The following is a 14,834-nucleotide window of genomic DNA, read 5'->3' as shown; positions in this document are numbered from 1 at the left end:
CGCCTGGAACGAGCGCGCCGCCGACCTGTTCGTCGGCTGGCTGGACGGCGCGCACGACCGCAACCTGCTGCGCTACACCTTCACCGAACCGGCCGCTCGTGAGCTGATCGTCGACTGGGAAACCCGCGCGCGGCGCCTTGCCGCCGAATTCCGCGCCGATTCGATCCGCCATCTGAACGACGCCCCCACCCGCGGGCTGATCGACTCGCTCACCACCGCCAGCGACGCGTTCGCCCGTTTCTGGGCGTCGCAGGACGTCGGTGGTCGTGAAGGCGGCCGGCGCGAATTCAACCATCCGCGCGACGGCCGCATCGTCTACGACCAGATCACCTTCAAGCCGGCGCATCGCGAGGATCTGAAGCTGGTCGTGCTGGTCCAGGAGTAGCCGCTGTGGAGCAAAGGCGCGCTGCGGCATACGTGACCGCCGGCAGGCGGCGTCTTTGATGCGGTCCGCCAGTGTTAAAATCCCTGTCTTTCTTCGCTTCGGCAGCGCCTGCACGTACGCAAACGCCGTCAGCCTCCTCACCTCGTTCAACTGCCCAACACCATGACGTCCCAACTGCACAAAAAAGGCGAAGCCTGGTCGGCTCGCTTCTCGGAGCCGATGTCGGAGCTTGTCAAACGCTACACGTCGTCGGTTTTCTTCGACAAGCGTCTGGCGCTCGTCGATATCGAAGGGTCGCTCGCGCACGCCTCGATGCTGGCCGCGCAGAAGATTATCGCCGCCGACGACCTCGCCGCGATCCAACGCGGCATGGCGCAGATCAAGGGTGAAATCGAGCGAGGTGAGTTCGAGTGGCAACTCGATCTGGAAGACGTCCACCTGAACATCGAAGCGCGCCTGACCGCGCTGATCGGCGACGCGGGCAAGCGCCTGCACACGGGCCGCTCGCGTAACGACCAGGTCGCGACCGATATCCGCCTGTGGCTGCGCGGCGAAATCGACCGCATCGGCGGCCTGCTGACGGAATTGCGCACGGCCTTGCTCGACATGGCGGAGAAGAACGCCTCGACGATCATGCCGGGCTTCACGCACCTGCAAGTCGCGCAGCCGGTCACGTTCGGCCATCACCTGATGGCTTACGTCGAAATGTTTTCGCGCGACGCCGAGCGCATGGTCGATTGCCGCAAGCGCGTGAATCGTCTGCCGCTGGGCGCCGCCGCGCTGGCCGGCACCAGCTATCCGATCGACCGTCATGCGGTGGCAAAGACGCTCGGCTTCGACGGCATCTGCGCGAACTCGCTGGACGCCGTGTCCGATCGTGATTTCGCGATCGAATTCACGGCCGCATCGGCGTTGGTGATGACGCACGTATCGCGCTTCTCCGAAGAACTCGTGCTGTGGATGAGCCCGCGCGTCGGCTTCATTGATCTGGCCGACCGTTTCTGCACCGGTTCGTCGATCATGCCGCAGAAGAAGAACCCGGACGTGCCTGAACTCGCGCGTGGCAAGACGGGCCGCGTGAACGGCCATTTGATCGCGCTGCTGACGTTGATGAAAGGCCAGCCGCTCGCGTACAACAAGGACAATCAAGAAGACAAGGAGCCGCTGTTCGACACCGTCGACACGGTGGCCGATACGCTGCGCATCTTCGCTGAAATGGTCGCCGGTATTTCGGTGAAGCCGCAAGCCATGCGCGACGCCGCGTTGCAAGGCTTCTCCACGGCAACCGATCTCGCCGACTACCTGGTCAAGCGCGGCCTGCCGTTCCGCGACGCCCACGAAGCGGTCGCGCTCGCGGTTCGCGTATGTGCCGATCGCGGCTGCGACCTGGCCGACCTGACGCTCGAAGAAATGCGTCAAGAACTGCCGAACGTCGCGCATCTGATCGGCGAAGACGTGTTCTCGTATCTGACGCTCGAAGGTTCGGTGGCGAGCCGCAACCATCCAGGCGGCACGGCGCCCGAGCAGGTGCTCGCAGCGGTCAAGGGCGCACGGGCAGCGTTGAAGTAAGGCACGGCGCGCTTTGTGGATTAATTGCGCAAAGCGCCGCGCAAAAAAGAAAGCCCGCGCGAAGCGGGCTAAATGAAAGACTTCCACCGATGCCTCTCGAAAGAGGCCATCGAAGTGTAGGCGTGTTTTGGCCGCGGGCAAATTCGGTCATATTTCGGCCCATTACAAAGCGCGCCATGGTTCGGTGCGCAAGCTGAACCGGCGATGCACTGCCGGTCGCTTGCGCCTCCCAGAGCGCTTTAGGGCACGACCGTCTGCGGCAACGGGTCAAGAAAACCGGCATCGCGCAGATAACCGACGTAGAGCCGGATCAGCGCACCATAGTCGACCGTCAGATCCACGCCGTGCCGCGCCAGCTCCGTCAACGTTCCGATCTGTTCGACCGGCAAGGGCGCAGCGGACAGATCGCCCGTATAAAAGTCGCGAATCAGTGCCAGACCATTCGACGCGTCGAGATCCGCCAGCCGCCGTTGCCAGTCAGCCGCCGCCTGCGGCTCGGCACGCAAACCGGAAGCGGCCAGCGCCGCGAACCACTGCCGCTGGCTGAGCACGAGCGGATTGCTCAGGTTCGCCACCCGTAAGCCGGCATGTGGATGCAGTGCCACCGCCGTCACCGCGCCGGCAAGCAGATCGACCGGCATCATCTCCACTTCCTGCGCCGTTTCCGGATAAGCGCCCAGTTGCAGGCAGCCCTTGTTGAACAGTCAGAAATGGTTGTGCGCGAAGTTGCTGAAACCGGTACGGCTGTGGCCGGTGATATTGCCCGGCCGCGCGATCACCGCCGGCAAACCGAAGCGGCGTGCACACTCCGCGACCCGCTGTTCGCTCACCCACTTTGTCAGCAGATAGCCGTTGTCCAGCATGGGACGAGCGTCATTCACGCGCTCGTCGATGCGCCGGGCACCCGCCAGCATCTCGCCGACCGACAGTGTCGAGACGAAGCAGAACGGTTTTTGCCGCTGCGTCAGCGCGAGCCGCAGTAATGCCTCGGTGCCGCCGACATTCGCCCCCTTCATCGCCTCATAGCTATGCAGGTGATGCACGAACGCGCCGCAATGCAGGATCGCGTCGACCTCCCCGGCGAGTTGCCGCCAGCGTGGTGTGTCGAGTCCAAGCTGCGGCGCGGCAAGATCGGCGGGGATCACGTCGACGCGGCTGAAGTCGATTGCCAAACCCGCCTCGCGCGCCTTGTCCTGCAAGACAGCGCGCCCGGCCGCGGCGCTCGGACAGCGTTGCAGGCAGATCACCTTGTCGAGCCGCCCGCATAACGCGTGCAGCAGGTAAATGCCGAGAAAGCCGCTCGCGCCGGTCAGCAGCATGGTGCGAATCGGCGCTGCTTCGACGGCGTCAGAAAAAGCAGGCGCGGCCTGCTCGACAACGAACGGCTGCGATGCGTCGGCAATGGCGCGTTCGATCATGTCCTCGTGACCACCGTCCGCGAGCGTCGCGATGGTCGGCGAGCGGTAAAACGCAGCCATCGGAAACTGGATGCCGAGCGCATCGCGCAATTGCGCCTGCATCCGCACGGCCAGAATCGAATTGCCGCCGAGCCGGAAAAAACTATCGTCGCGGCCGATGCCGGAGACGCGCAGCAGCGCCTGCCAGATTTCGGCGATGCGTTGCTCGACGCCTTCGCGCGGCGGCGTACCGCCTGCGCGTGACGGCGCCGGCAAGGCCTTGCGATCGTGTTTGCCGTTTGGCGATGCCGGTAGCGCATCCAGCCGGATAAAGCACGCTGGCACCATGTAGTCGGGCAGCGCCTGCGCCACATGACGGCGCAGCGTGTCTTCGTCGGGCGCGGCGCCACGTTCGCCCGGCGCGGCTACGTAGTACGCGGCCAGATAGCGCGCCTCGCCCTCGCCCCACACCCGGCAGGCAGCATGCGCGACACCAGGCGCGGCCGCGATGCAATTCTCGATCTCGCCAAGTTCGATGCGAAAACCGCGCAGCTTGATTTGCGCGTCGTTGCGGCCGAAGTATTCGATCGTGCCGTCGGCGAGAAAACGGCCGAGGTCGCCGGTGCGATACATCAGCGCGTACGGTGCATCGCGAAATGGATCGACCACGAAGCGTTCCATCGTCATGGCCGACTGATTGATATAGCCCCGCGCCAGATTCTCGCCGCCGATGTAGATTTCCCCAACCGAGCCGGGCGGCGTCAGTTGCCGCTGCGCATTTAGCAGGTAGAGCCGGTAGCCCGGCAGCGGCTTGCCGATGATGCGGCTCGGCCCACCCGGCAGCACTTGCCCGCACGAGGCCATCACCGTGATTTCGGTTGGGCCGTACAGGCTGAACAGTTGCGTGCGTTCGCTCCACCAGGCGGCGCTCGGTTCGTCCAGCGTATCGCCGCCGAAGCCGAGCAGTTGCAGATCGGGCAGCGGCTCGCGCGGCAAGCTCTGCACCACCACCGGTGCAAGCGATGCATGCGTGACGCGCTCCGCCTTCAACAAACTGTGTAGCAGCAGCGGATCGCGGCGTGCCGCCGTGCAGCAGCGCGAGGAACAGATCGAGCACGCTCGCGTCGAAATTGGTGGACGCCGCCAGGGTGCTGACGCTGCCCGGCGCATAGCCGAGCGCGCGGCTCGCGCCGGCCACCATTCGAACGACGCTGTGGTGTTCCACCAGCACACCTTTCGGCTTGCCGGTTGAGCCCGACGTGTGGATAACATAAGCGAGCGCCTCGGGGGCGACAGTGCGCGGCCGGTGCGGCTGCCCTGCCTGCCTTTCCGCCTGCGGCCCGACCTGCCTATCGGCCTGCTTCCCGGCCTGCTTTTCAGCATCCTTCCCAGCCGCCTTCTCCGCGTCAGTCTCCGCCTGAGCCCCCGTTCCCGCCTCAGCGTCCGCCGTCCACTTCGCCAGCATCGCTGGGTCAAGCTTGCGCAATTCGCCGAGACCTGCGGCCTCCAGCGCGCTGCGGCTCGGCGCATCGGCCAGCACCGTATCGACCGAACAGTTTTCGACGAAATAGCGCAAGCGCTCGGCGGGATAAGCTGGGTCGAGCGGCACGTACGCGCACCCCGCTTTGAGCACGCCCAGCACGGTCGCCACCAGCAGAACGCTCTTCTGCATGCTCAAACCGATGCGCGCGCCGGGCGGCACACAGGCTGACACGCTGCGGGCAATGGCATCGCTGAGCGCATCGAGTTCGCGATAGCTGAGCTGCTGCTCGCCGCAGCGCACGGCAACGCGCGACGCGTGCGCCGCGACTACCTCGGCGAACCGCGCAGGGATCGACTGCGGGGCATCCGGTAGCGGCTCGCCGCAAGCGAAGTTCAGACACTGCGCATGGTGCGCGTCGCTCAGATAGGCAAGTTCACCAACCGGTGCATCAGGCTGGTAAGCCGCGGCGTCGCACAGCGTCATGAACACCTCGGCCATCCGCTCGACCGAGGCCGCGTGCAGCACCGAGCTGTCGTATTCGAAGCGCCCGTCCAGACCGCCATCGGGCCGCAAATAGAAAATCGCCGACAGGTCCGCTTTCGACGTCAGCGGAGGACATTCCTCGGCGTGATACGCCGCCTCGCCGATGCGGCCATTCAGTTCGATGCCGTTCTGCAAACTGAAAATCGTGTTCAGCGCACCGAGCTGGCCGTTATCGGTGTCGTAAGGCGTGGCGAGCAGATGATCGCGATCGTCGAGCATCTGGCGTTGCACCGCGCGCGCCAGCTCGCCGAAGCCTTGCCGCGTGTCGATGCGCTGCACCAGCACCGCCATCGAGACGAACATGCCGTAGATCCCCTCACTGCCCGGGACATCGCGGCCCGCGTACGGATAGGCGCAGGCCAGTTGCTGCTGACCGCTCACGCGCCACAGCCATACGAGGTACAGCGCGAACAGCACGGGCGGCAAAGTCATGTCGTGCGCCTCGGCAATCTGCGTCAGGCGCCGCATCTGGGCGGACCGCACATGCAGCGCCAAAGAGCGGTTCGCGTTGGGCTCGCGCTGCAGTGCGTCGAACGGCAGTTCGGTGCGCAAGGCAACGGCGTCGAGCTTGCGCATCCAGTAGTCGCGCGCGGCGGCAAAGCGCGGCGACGCAGCCAGTTGCGGCGCCCAATGGCCGTAGTCGAACCATGAGAGCCGCGCGCCTGAAACCGGCTTGCCTTCGTAGCGCGACGTCAGTTCATCCAGCAACAGCTTGAATGACCAGCCGTCGAAAATCGCGTGATGAATGCAGATCAGCAAGGTGGTGCGGTTCTCTTGCGGCGACATGAGCAGTTGCGCGCGCCACAACGGCGCACAGTCGAGCGGCAAGCACAGCGCGCGCATGGCTTCGGCACACGCGTCGATAGCGCCGGCATCGCAGCTTTCTAGAGGAATGCGCCAATCCGTCGGCAGTGTGGCCGTGCCCGGCAGCACCCGCAATTGTCCGCCGCGCTCCACGAAGCGCGCTTTGAAAATCGGGTTGTGCGCGAGCACGGCGACGAGTGCCTGGTGCAATCGCAACGAATTCGCGGCCCCGCCGAAGTCCACCCGCATCACGATGTTGTACGCGTTATCGTCAGGCTTGCCGAGCGCGCGGGTGTGCATCATCCGCACGAGCCGGCTTGCCACGGGCGCGGGCATAGGCGCGCCTGATTGTGGGACGAGCGGCGGCAGCGCGGCGCCTTGCTCGACGCTCTGCCGCGCCCTTGCGCAGAAGACGTCGAACTGCGGATGCTCGAACAGCGTCTTCAGCTTGACCGGCGCGGACAAGCTCGCGTTGACGCGGTTGCAGACGAGCGTGGCGAGTAGCGAGTGGCCACCCAACTGGAAGAAGTGGCTGTGTTCGCCGACGCTCTCGAGCGGCACGCCCAGCACCTCCGACCAGATCGCTTGCAGCGCGAGCTCGAAGGCGTCGAAAGCGCGGCCCCCATGGTCAGCCTGACCGGCTTGCGGCGCCGGCAGTTTGCTGCGGTCGATCTTGCCGTTCAGCGTCAAGGGCAGCGCTTCGATCGGCAACAGGAACGCCGGCACCATGTAATGCGCGAGACGTTGCGCCAGACGATCCCGCAGCACCGCCGGCTCCAGCGCGGCACCCACATACCAGGCCACCAGCGCCGTGCCGCCCTGCCGCTCGCATGTGCCGACATAGGCGCTGCGCACCTCCGGCTGCTCGACGATGCTGGCCTCGATCTCGCCGAGCTCGATCCGGTAGCCGCGAATCTTCACCTGAATATCGCTGCGGCCGAGGAACTCGATCGCGCCGTCCGGCTGGAAGCGGCCGAGATCGCCGGAACGGTAGAGACGGCCGGGGCCGAATGGGTTCGTCCGGAACTTCTGCCCGGTCAGTTCAGGCCGCAGCAGATAGCCGCGTGAAACAGCCGCGCCGCCGATGCAGATCTCGCCGATCCCCCCGAGCGGCACCGCTTCGCCTTCCTCATCGAGTAGATGAATCTGGTAGCCGGGAAGCGGATGCCCCAGTTGATTGGCCGGCTTGTCGCCGTCGAAGGTGTTTTCGGTCGCCATCACGGTAGTCTCGGTCGGCCCGTAGATGTTCGACAGGCGCAGCACGCCGGACCAGAAACGGATCGTCTCGTCGTCGCTCGCTTCGCCGCCGCATAGCACCGTGTCCAGATGCGGTAGCGCGCGCCGCGGCAACAGCTTGAGAATCGCCGGTGGGAGGAACGCATGCGTGACGCGTTCGGCGCTGAGGAAGGCGGACAGCGCATCGGCGTCGGTGCGCACCGCTTCGGGCGCGACAATCAGGTGGCCGCCATGTGTCAGCGGATTGAAGATCTCCAGCACGCTGGCGTCGAAATTGACCGACGCAAACTGTAGCCAGCGCGTGCCTGCATCACGCCGATACCGGCCCGTCAGCGAAGCGATCAGGTGCGCCAGCATGCCGCGCTCGATGACGACACCCTTGGGTTTGCCCGTTGTGCCTGAGGTGTAGATCACGTAGGCGGTCCGCTGTGGATCGGCCGGCGCGCAGTGCGCAGGGGTCGCCCCGGCCGCCGGGCCGTTCAGTAGATCCTCGATCCGGAGTAGCGCGCAATCGGCCAGCGCGCTCAAGCGCTCGTGCGTCACCGCGTCGACAATCACGGCTCGCAGCTGCGCGTCCTTGACGATGTAGCGCAAGCGCTCATCGGGCATCTGCGGATCGAGCTGCAAATAGCCCGCGCCACTGGCGAGCACGCCGAGCATCGCCGGAACGATGCGCGCACCGCGCGAGACGCAAATGCCGACCAACGCGTCCCGCCCCTCCGGCGCGTCCGGCTCGCGCGCGGCAAGGGCCGCGCCCACACGCTGTGCGGCGAGCGCCAGTTGCGCGTAAGTGAAAGCAGCGTCCGGGCCGCTGACCGCCGGACGCGCGGCGTGCTCGCGCGCTGTCTGCGCGAACAGATCGAGCACGTCGTGCGCGGGTGCCGCGAGCGGGCCGCCATCGGACCACGCTGCGCAATGCTGCCGCAACGCCGGCGTATAGAGATCGATCGCATCGAGTTTCTGCTCGAGACTCTCGCCGACGCGCCCGAGCAGCGCCGTCAAATGCTCGAACGCGAGACGCAAGCCGTCGAGTTCCTGGGGATGGCGGCTATGCACATGCAACGCGATCTCCTCGCGCACATCGATGTAGACGCCCATGTCCTCGTGCGAGAAACGGCGAGAGTACGGTGCCAGCAACGCCGCCGGCAGCGTGCCGAGCGTCAGCGCGTCATAGGGCAAGCTGTCGGCCTCGCACACCACATTGGTCGCGCGCACGAAACCCGGTTCGCGCCGCTCGATGTCGTGCTGCACTTCGAAGGCTGGGAGTTCGGCGTGGAAATCGGCCATCTCTGCGCGCGCCGACGCGTGCCGTAGAAACTGCCGCAGCGTCATCGTGTCGTCGAAATCGGTTTTCAGGAGCCGCCGCCGTTCGTCGAAACCGATCGTCTCGTCGCGCTGGCAGCGGCCGCGCTGATGATGCACGGTGAGCACAGCGCGGCTGCCGGTCATGCGGCGCAGCAGCACGTGAACACACAGTTTGATCAGCAGATCGGGCGCAACGCCGAGCGCCTTTGCCTCGTTGCGCAATGCAGCGCCTGTTTGCGCGTCGAGGGGCACTGTAAAGCTGCTGTCGGCGAGCGCATTCTGCCGGCGCGGCGCATGCCATTCGAACGAGGCGTCGCCCACCTGGCCGATCCAGAAATCGAGGTCGGTCTGCAGGCGGTCGCTCGCAAGGAGCTCACGCTCGGCGTCGAGCAGGCCTTGCTGATCGATGCCGAGCGGTGCACCTGGCGCCTCGCCGCGATAGGCCCGGGAAAGCGCGTTGAACAACGGTGTCAGCGAAAAACGGTCGAGCAAGGCGGGATGGCAGGCGAACACAAGATAACTGTGTGCGCCGGCGCGTAGCAGCGTGAACGCCCACGGCAGTCCGGCGTCCATGCGGAAGGCACGCGCGCATAGGCCGTCGATTAGCGACAGCACGGCGGCTTCGTCGCGCGCGTCACGCCGGTCGAGATCGATGACATTCAGTTCCGCGCGCACGTCACGGCGGATGACCCAGCGCATGCCCTGTTCGGCTTCGACGAGCCGGTAGGCAAGCGGCTGGCAATGGGCCACCAGTTGTGCCACGGCGGCGGACAGACGCTCGACGTCTGGACGGCCGTCGATCCGGTAGACGGCGCAGAGATTGGGACCGGCGGCGGCGTGCGCCAACGTGCGGGATTGCGTGCGCGTCAATGCAAAGGAAGAGTGTTCCAAACGATACCTCGTTGTCGGGATGGACAGGACCGATCGGCTCGCGTAGCGCCGGTCGCACGCGACTCATGACCGCGCTGCGGCGCTTCGCCCGATGGTCCGGCCCACGCTATTGACGTGAGGCCGTTGACACCATAGGAGAACTCTTAGAAGTCCTGTTGTGTGCGGATCGGCGTGACGAACTTTGTTTAAACACGGTGTATGTCAGGCGGATCGCATCAGACTGAATGCGCTCATGCATGGAGCAGAAAGGTGATGGAAAGAACGCAACGCGCGGCGTGCAAGCGAGCCGAAATCACATGGCTCGGAATCGGCATACAGGGTCAACGACAGTTGCATCCTGGCGGTTTTTGACTACCATCAAGTTAGATCCTGTCACTGTGTTTTCCTCGACGATGTTCACCCGCACACGTCACCTTCGCCGCTTGACTGGACGCTTCGCTTCACGCGTTAGCGCATCTCTATCGCATGCGCATAGCGTGGTATCGGCATCGGCGCTGACGGTCGCGTCGGCTTTAGCGCTCGCCGTCATAGCAGGCTGCACCATCACGCCGCCGCAACGCCCACTCATCATCACGCCGGCGGCCGCCGTCAACAGTGCGACGCTCGACCAGTACCGCAGCGCGGTCGCCCAGCGCATCATCGAACGCAGCCCGTCCTACGTGTTGCACGGCACGCCGCAAGCGATGCTGCGCTCGCTGGTCGTGGTGTCGTTCACGGTGGATCGCGATGGCAAGGTGTTGGCGTCGTCGGTGTATCGCACCAATGGCGACGACGAGGCCGAGAGCACCGCGCTTGCCAGCTTGCGACGCGCCTCGCCGTTGCCGCAGCCGCCCGATAAATTGCTGAACGGCCGTGGCCAGCTCGAACTGTTCGAAGACTGGCTGTTCAACGACAACGGCAAATTCCAGTTGCGCGAATTCGCCACGCCGCAAGCGCAGACCATCGAGTGAACGCAGCGCCGCAACGACAGGATGAGCGACAAGCCGAGCGACTTGCCTTGTACCGCCTTGCTGTGCCGCGGCGACGCTCGTTATAATTTTTCGATTCCCTAAGCCGGAGCTTTCCGGCATGGTTCACGCCGCCCGCTCACCCGTTGGCGTGGCGCGAGCCCGATTGCAGCGTCGCCGCGCCATCCGCGTGGGCCGCCTGCCTGATCGTCGATGCACGACGCACGCAATGACTGACGTCTGGTCGTCAGCACCTCGCGCTGAACCGGCTGCCCGGTTGCCCGCATGCGCCGCGCAGCCCACCTGGTCGTTCTCCTGGCAAGGCCACTTTCGCGCGCAACCACTGACGGCTACCGGCTGCCGTTGTAAGCTGTCGCATCGTCGCCGGCGCCACGCATGGCTTCAACCACCTGCGAGACGCGCCGAAGCGCACGAACTTAAACAAAGATGCCACCTGACCGCACACCGCCCACACGTAAAAGTACGGCGCCCAACGGCATCACGACACATGGAGACCCTGCATGTCCACTTCGCCGATTTCCGCGGCCCAGCCCAATGCGTCCGGGCAGAACAGCAGCGCGCGGATCATCTTCGCGAGCTTCATCGGCACCGCGATCGAGTTCTATGATTTCTACGTTTATGCTACTGCCGCGGCGCTCGTCATCGGACCGGTGTTTTTCCCGCACGGCTCGGCAACTGCCCAAGCCTTGTCGGCTTTCGTCACGTTCGGCATCGCGTTCGTCGCGCGGCCAATCGGCTCGTTCCTGTTCGGTCACTTCGGCGACCGGATCGGCCGTAAATCGACGCTGGTGGCTTCGCTGCTGGTGATGGGTGTGTCGACCACGCTGATCGGTTTCGTGCCGGGCTACGACTCAATTGGCAGCCTCGCACCGATCCTGCTCTGCGTGCTGCGCTTCGGCCAGGGTATTGGCCTCGGCGGCGAATGGGGCGGCGCGGCGCTGCTCGCCACCGAGAACGCGCCGGCCGGCAAACGCGGCTGGTTCGGGATGTTCCCGCAACTAGGGCCGTCGATCGGTTTTCTGGCGTCCAACGGTCTGTTCTTTGCCCTCGCGCTGTCGCTCTCCGATGAACAGTTCCGCAGCTGGGGCTGGCGCGTGCCGTTCCTCGTCAGCTCGGTGCTGGTCGCGCTCGGCTTGTATGTGCGTTTGAAAATCGCCGAGACGCCGGCCTTCCAGGCGGCCATCGAACGCAAGGAGCGCGTGAAGGTGCCGATCGCCACGCTGTTCTCGCAACACGGGCTGCCGACCCTCCTCGGTGCGCTGGCGATGGTGGTCTGCTACACGCTGTTCTACAACGCCACGACGTTTTCGCTGTCGTACGGTGTGTCGGTGCTGCATATTCCGCGGCAGACCTTCCTTGGCCTGCTGTGCATCGCCGTCGTGTTCATGGCGCTCGCCACACCGCTGTCGGCCTGGGCGAGCGACCGTTACGGCCGCAAGCCGGTGCTGATCGTCGGCATCATCGCCGCGATCCTGTCAGGCTTCACGATGGCGCCATTGCTCGGCAGTGGACAGACGCCGCTGGTGCTGCTGTTCCTCGTGATCGAACTGTTCCTGATGGGCGTGACCTTCGCACCGATGGGCGCGCTGCTGCCGGAACTGTTTCCGACCAACGTGCGCTATACCGGTGCAGGCGTGTCGTACAACCTCGGCGGGATTCTCGGTGCGTCAGTCGCGCCGTATATCGCGCAGGTGCTGGCCGCGCACGGCGGGCTGCCGTGGGTGGGCGCTTACGTGTCGATTGCGGCGGCCGTCAGCATGATCGGTGTGCTTTGCATGCGCGAGACGCGCGATGCGCGCTTGATGTAAGCGAGCGCGCCGCATTGATGGTCTGATTGGTTCTTTACCCCGGTGCCGCCAGGCGCGCATTGACGCGCGCTGCGGCAGCATCGGCGGGTACCCCGCTTTTCTCTCCGCTTTACCGCACGGTGCTGGTAAATCCCCTGCCTTGCGCGTCTTTTTGACTTGCTTATACTCGAATTCAATAACCCTAAAGCAAGCAGGGAGGCTCTGATGAATATTCATCTCCACAACGCGGACATCGTGATGATCATCGCGCTGGCGTTGCTGTGTTCATTGCTGCTGGCCTTGCGCTTTCGTCCCGCGACATGGAAGGGCATTGTCGTGGAAGCGCTGGCCGCGAACGTGGCTGCCATCAGTGCGGTGATCGCTTTCGAAATGCTGCTCGCCTGAGCCGTCGAACACCGCGACGCCCGGTTGGGCGCGGCGGCCGGAAGCAGCCTGACGTACTCCGAAGCGGTTGAGCGGCTGCCCGTGCCTATGCAGGCAAGTAGCAGCCGTCGGCGCCAGGCACCGCATCCAGGCCGAACGCGCGCCGCGAGCCGTTACCGTTAGTAGTAACCGCCGTGATGGTAGTAACCGCCGCCGCCGTAGTAATAGCCAGGCGCCGGTGCAACGATGCAACCTCCAAGCGCCGTTGCCAGCAGCGTGCCTGCGATCAGGGTCAGGATTAAGCGTTTCATATTATTCTCCTTCGAGTCAGAGTCATTCGAGCCGAAACCCCGAATGACTCGATTGAACACGACCCTGCCTCGCGCGACCGTTGCCATTTGTAAGGGAAAATCACTGAGGTGTTACACGTTTAAGCCCCCAAACCGGCCGCGCTCGAAGCATGGCGACGACAGATTCACATCAGAAGAAAACACCGCCTATACTGCTTTGAGCACGTGCGCCCGGCGCAAGCCCTGCCCGTGGCGGGTGCGCGAATCGGGGCGCTGATCAGGGGGATTGAGTTCGCGCTTCCATGCGCCATGAATGAGCCGGCGGCCACGCGCAAGAGAACGCGTGTAGCCAATTAGGCACTCAACGAAAAGAGACAGATTTAACAGGCGTGTAATGCGCGACGCTTCTCAGTGCTTGGAGCGTGGCGATGAGCGAGCGATTGCGGGACGCCGGTGAACGGCACATAAATCTGCCGGCACTTGCGCGGCATGCCTCGATGAATGCATCATTGAACTCGACTGTCGGCCGGCGGTCTCTTTAGAACTGAGTCGCTCACGCGAAGTGACCGCTCAGTGCGTGAGTCAGTTTGTTCATTGCAGCGATTCCTCTCCGCCCGTAGTTCCCCGACACGGGCGTTTTTCGAGGCGTTCCGTGGCAGCGCTCGTTTGATTGGGCGACTGTACGTCGCGCCTCTTTTCTTTTTGCCAAACGATTGCGTGAACGCGCAGCGAAGCTGCACTCAGGCGGCTGCCGAGCCGTGCTGCATGGGGACGGCGTGCGGCTCGCTGTGCACGTAATCGATCGCCTCCAATGCCTCAGCGATCGACGGCACGGATTGGCCGTCACCGATCGAGATCGAGCGGAACGGCGCCTCGATGCCGCAATGCGACGGCGAAGTCGCCATAAAAATCATGACCGTGCGCTTCAGCAATGCATGCGCCAGATGAACGAAACCCGTATCGGTGCCGACCACCAGTGCGCACGCGTCGATCATCTGCGCGATTTCGGTCACGCTCAGCTTCGGCAGAACGGTCGAACCCTGCACCTGCGACGCGATTTGCTCTGCCTCGGCTCGCTCGCCTTCCGAGCCCCACGGCAACACCACGTGAAAACCGCGCTGTGCCAACTCGCGACCGACCGCGACCCAATGGGGCAGCGGCCACTTCTTGTCGTCTTTGGAGGTGGCGTGAAACAGCGCCGCGACCGGCGCGCTGTTAGCCGCGAACGCTGCGGCGGCCGATTCGGGCAAGCGCAGATTGTAGACAGGGGGGCCTTCGACCTCATAGCCCAGCGCCTCGCCCGTGCTGATGCGCATGCCATGCCATGCGTCGCACTGCGGACGCGGGCCGAAACGCCCGGTGTAGGCAAATGCGGCACCTCGCTCGCCGAGATCCTGCGACTGATAGCCAATCCGCTTCGACGAGCGCGCCAGAAACGCGATGATCGCGCTCTTGTACACGCCGTGAATGTCGACGATGAAGTCGTAGTGATAGGCGCGCAATTCGGCGATCGACGCCGCGATCGCCTTGAAATCGCCCCAGCGGCGCGCCTTCTTGAAGCGGCGCAACGGTGCGCAGAGCACGCGGTCCACGCCCTCGCACCAATGCACCACTTCGGCGAATGCTTCGTCGGCCGCCCAGTCCACCTGAACGCCGGGAAACGCGCGTTTGATGTCGGCGACGACGGGTAACGCCTGCACGATATCGCCGAGTGACGTGACCTTGACGATAAGGACTCGCTTCATTGAGGACCTGTTAGTTGTTCATACGTCAAACTATTTTAGCCGACGAT

9 protein-coding genes and 1 pseudogene are annotated in these 14,834 nt (G+C 64.5%); 5 read left to right on the top strand and 5 right to left on the bottom strand.

Features of this window, described 5'->3' with window-relative positions:
* On the top strand, positions 1-385 hold a 385-nt coding region (locus GNZ12_RS07270), incomplete at its 5' end, for an MmyB family transcriptional regulator (protein ID WP_456238559.1).
* 162 nt (positions 386-547) lie between these two features.
* Entirely contained in the window at positions 548-1,954 is a 1,407-nt protein-coding gene (argH, locus tag GNZ12_RS07265; RefSeq protein WP_172309702.1) for an argininosuccinate lyase, read from the top strand.
* Positions 1,955-2,193: 239 nt separating this feature from the next.
* On the opposite strand, the gene GNZ12_RS07260 is transcribed toward argH, so the two are convergent.
* The 3 genes and pseudogenes from GNZ12_RS07260 to GNZ12_RS44185 all read right to left on the bottom strand — a co-directional run.
* Positions 2,194-2,598 carry a hypothetical protein gene (locus GNZ12_RS07260; protein WP_172309701.1) on the bottom strand — a complete coding sequence of 135 codons (405 nt, stop codon included), beginning with the start codon at positions 2,596-2,598 and terminating at the stop codon, positions 2,194-2,196.
* Positions 2,599-2,658: 60 nt separating this feature from the next.
* Positions 2,659-3,627: an SDR family oxidoreductase gene (locus tag GNZ12_RS44190; protein WP_235993632.1), complete on the bottom strand. Its 969-nt coding sequence runs from the start codon at positions 3,625-3,627 to the stop codon at positions 2,659-2,661.
* Between the two features lie 75 nt (positions 3,628-3,702).
* Positions 3,703-9,568: pseudogene (locus tag GNZ12_RS44185) on the bottom strand (amino acid adenylation domain-containing protein); the annotation flags it as partial.
* Between the two features lie 437 nt (positions 9,569-10,005).
* Between GNZ12_RS44185 and GNZ12_RS07235 the strand changes: the two are divergent.
* The 3 genes from GNZ12_RS07235 to GNZ12_RS07225 all read left to right on the top strand — a co-directional run bounded on the left by GNZ12_RS07235 (position 10,006) and on the right by GNZ12_RS07225 (position 12,773).
* On the top strand, positions 10,006-10,563 hold the full coding sequence (locus tag GNZ12_RS07235; protein ID WP_172309699.1) for a cell envelope integrity protein TolA: 558 nt from the start codon (positions 10,006-10,008) through the stop codon (positions 10,561-10,563).
* A 518-nt stretch (positions 10,564-11,081) separates the two neighbouring features.
* The gene (locus GNZ12_RS07230; protein WP_172309698.1) at positions 11,082-12,389 is read left to right on the top strand and encodes an MFS transporter; all 1,308 of its coding nucleotides are present in this window, start codon (positions 11,082-11,084) and stop codon (positions 12,387-12,389) included.
* 204 nt (positions 12,390-12,593) lie between these two features.
* Positions 12,594-12,773, top strand: a complete 180-nt coding sequence (locus GNZ12_RS07225) for a hypothetical protein (RefSeq protein WP_172309697.1) — start codon at positions 12,594-12,596, stop codon at positions 12,771-12,773.
* Between the two features lie 158 nt (positions 12,774-12,931).
* Here GNZ12_RS07225 and GNZ12_RS44990 read toward each other — a convergent pair whose 3' ends face one another.
* Entirely contained in the window at positions 12,932-13,063 is a 132-nt protein-coding gene (locus tag GNZ12_RS44990) for a hypothetical protein (RefSeq protein ID WP_268959016.1), read from the bottom strand.
* A gap of 719 nt (positions 13,064-13,782) precedes the next feature.
* Positions 13,783-14,787, bottom strand: coding sequence for a lipopolysaccharide heptosyltransferase I (gene waaC / locus GNZ12_RS07220; RefSeq protein WP_172309696.1), 1,005 nt, complete (start codon positions 14,785-14,787; stop codon positions 13,783-13,785).
* Between the last annotated feature and the right edge of the window lie 47 nt (positions 14,788-14,834).

Source organism: Paraburkholderia solitsugae (assembly GCF_013177695.1).
GTDB lineage: Bacteria > Pseudomonadota > Gammaproteobacteria > Burkholderiales > Burkholderiaceae > Paraburkholderia > Paraburkholderia solitsugae.
The sequence above is the reverse complement of the archived record's forward strand: the minus strand, read 5'-3'. Positions and strand labels throughout refer to the sequence as shown.

Excerpts from the sequence above, each read along its gene's own strand:
- argH (WP_172309702.1), top strand. The coding sequence starts at position 548 with ATGACGTCCCAACTGCACAAAAAAGGCGAAGCCTGGTCGGCTCGCTTC.
- GNZ12_RS07260 (WP_172309701.1), bottom strand. The coding sequence starts at position 2,598 with ATGATGCCGGTCGATCTGCTTGCCGGCGCGGTGACGGCGGTGGCACTG.
- GNZ12_RS07235 (WP_172309699.1), top strand. The coding sequence starts at position 10,006 with ATGTTCACCCGCACACGTCACCTTCGCCGCTTGACTGGACGCTTCGCT.
- GNZ12_RS07230 (WP_172309698.1), top strand. The coding sequence starts at position 11,082 with ATGTCCACTTCGCCGATTTCCGCGGCCCAGCCCAATGCGTCCGGGCAG.
- GNZ12_RS07225 (WP_172309697.1), top strand. The coding sequence starts at position 12,594 with ATGAATATTCATCTCCACAACGCGGACATCGTGATGATCATCGCGCTG.
- GNZ12_RS44990 (WP_268959016.1), bottom strand. The coding sequence starts at position 13,063 with ATGAAACGCTTAATCCTGACCCTGATCGCAGGCACGCTGCTGGCAACG.
- waaC (WP_172309696.1), bottom strand. The coding sequence starts at position 14,787 with ATGAAGCGAGTCCTTATCGTCAAGGTCACGTCACTCGGCGATATCGTG.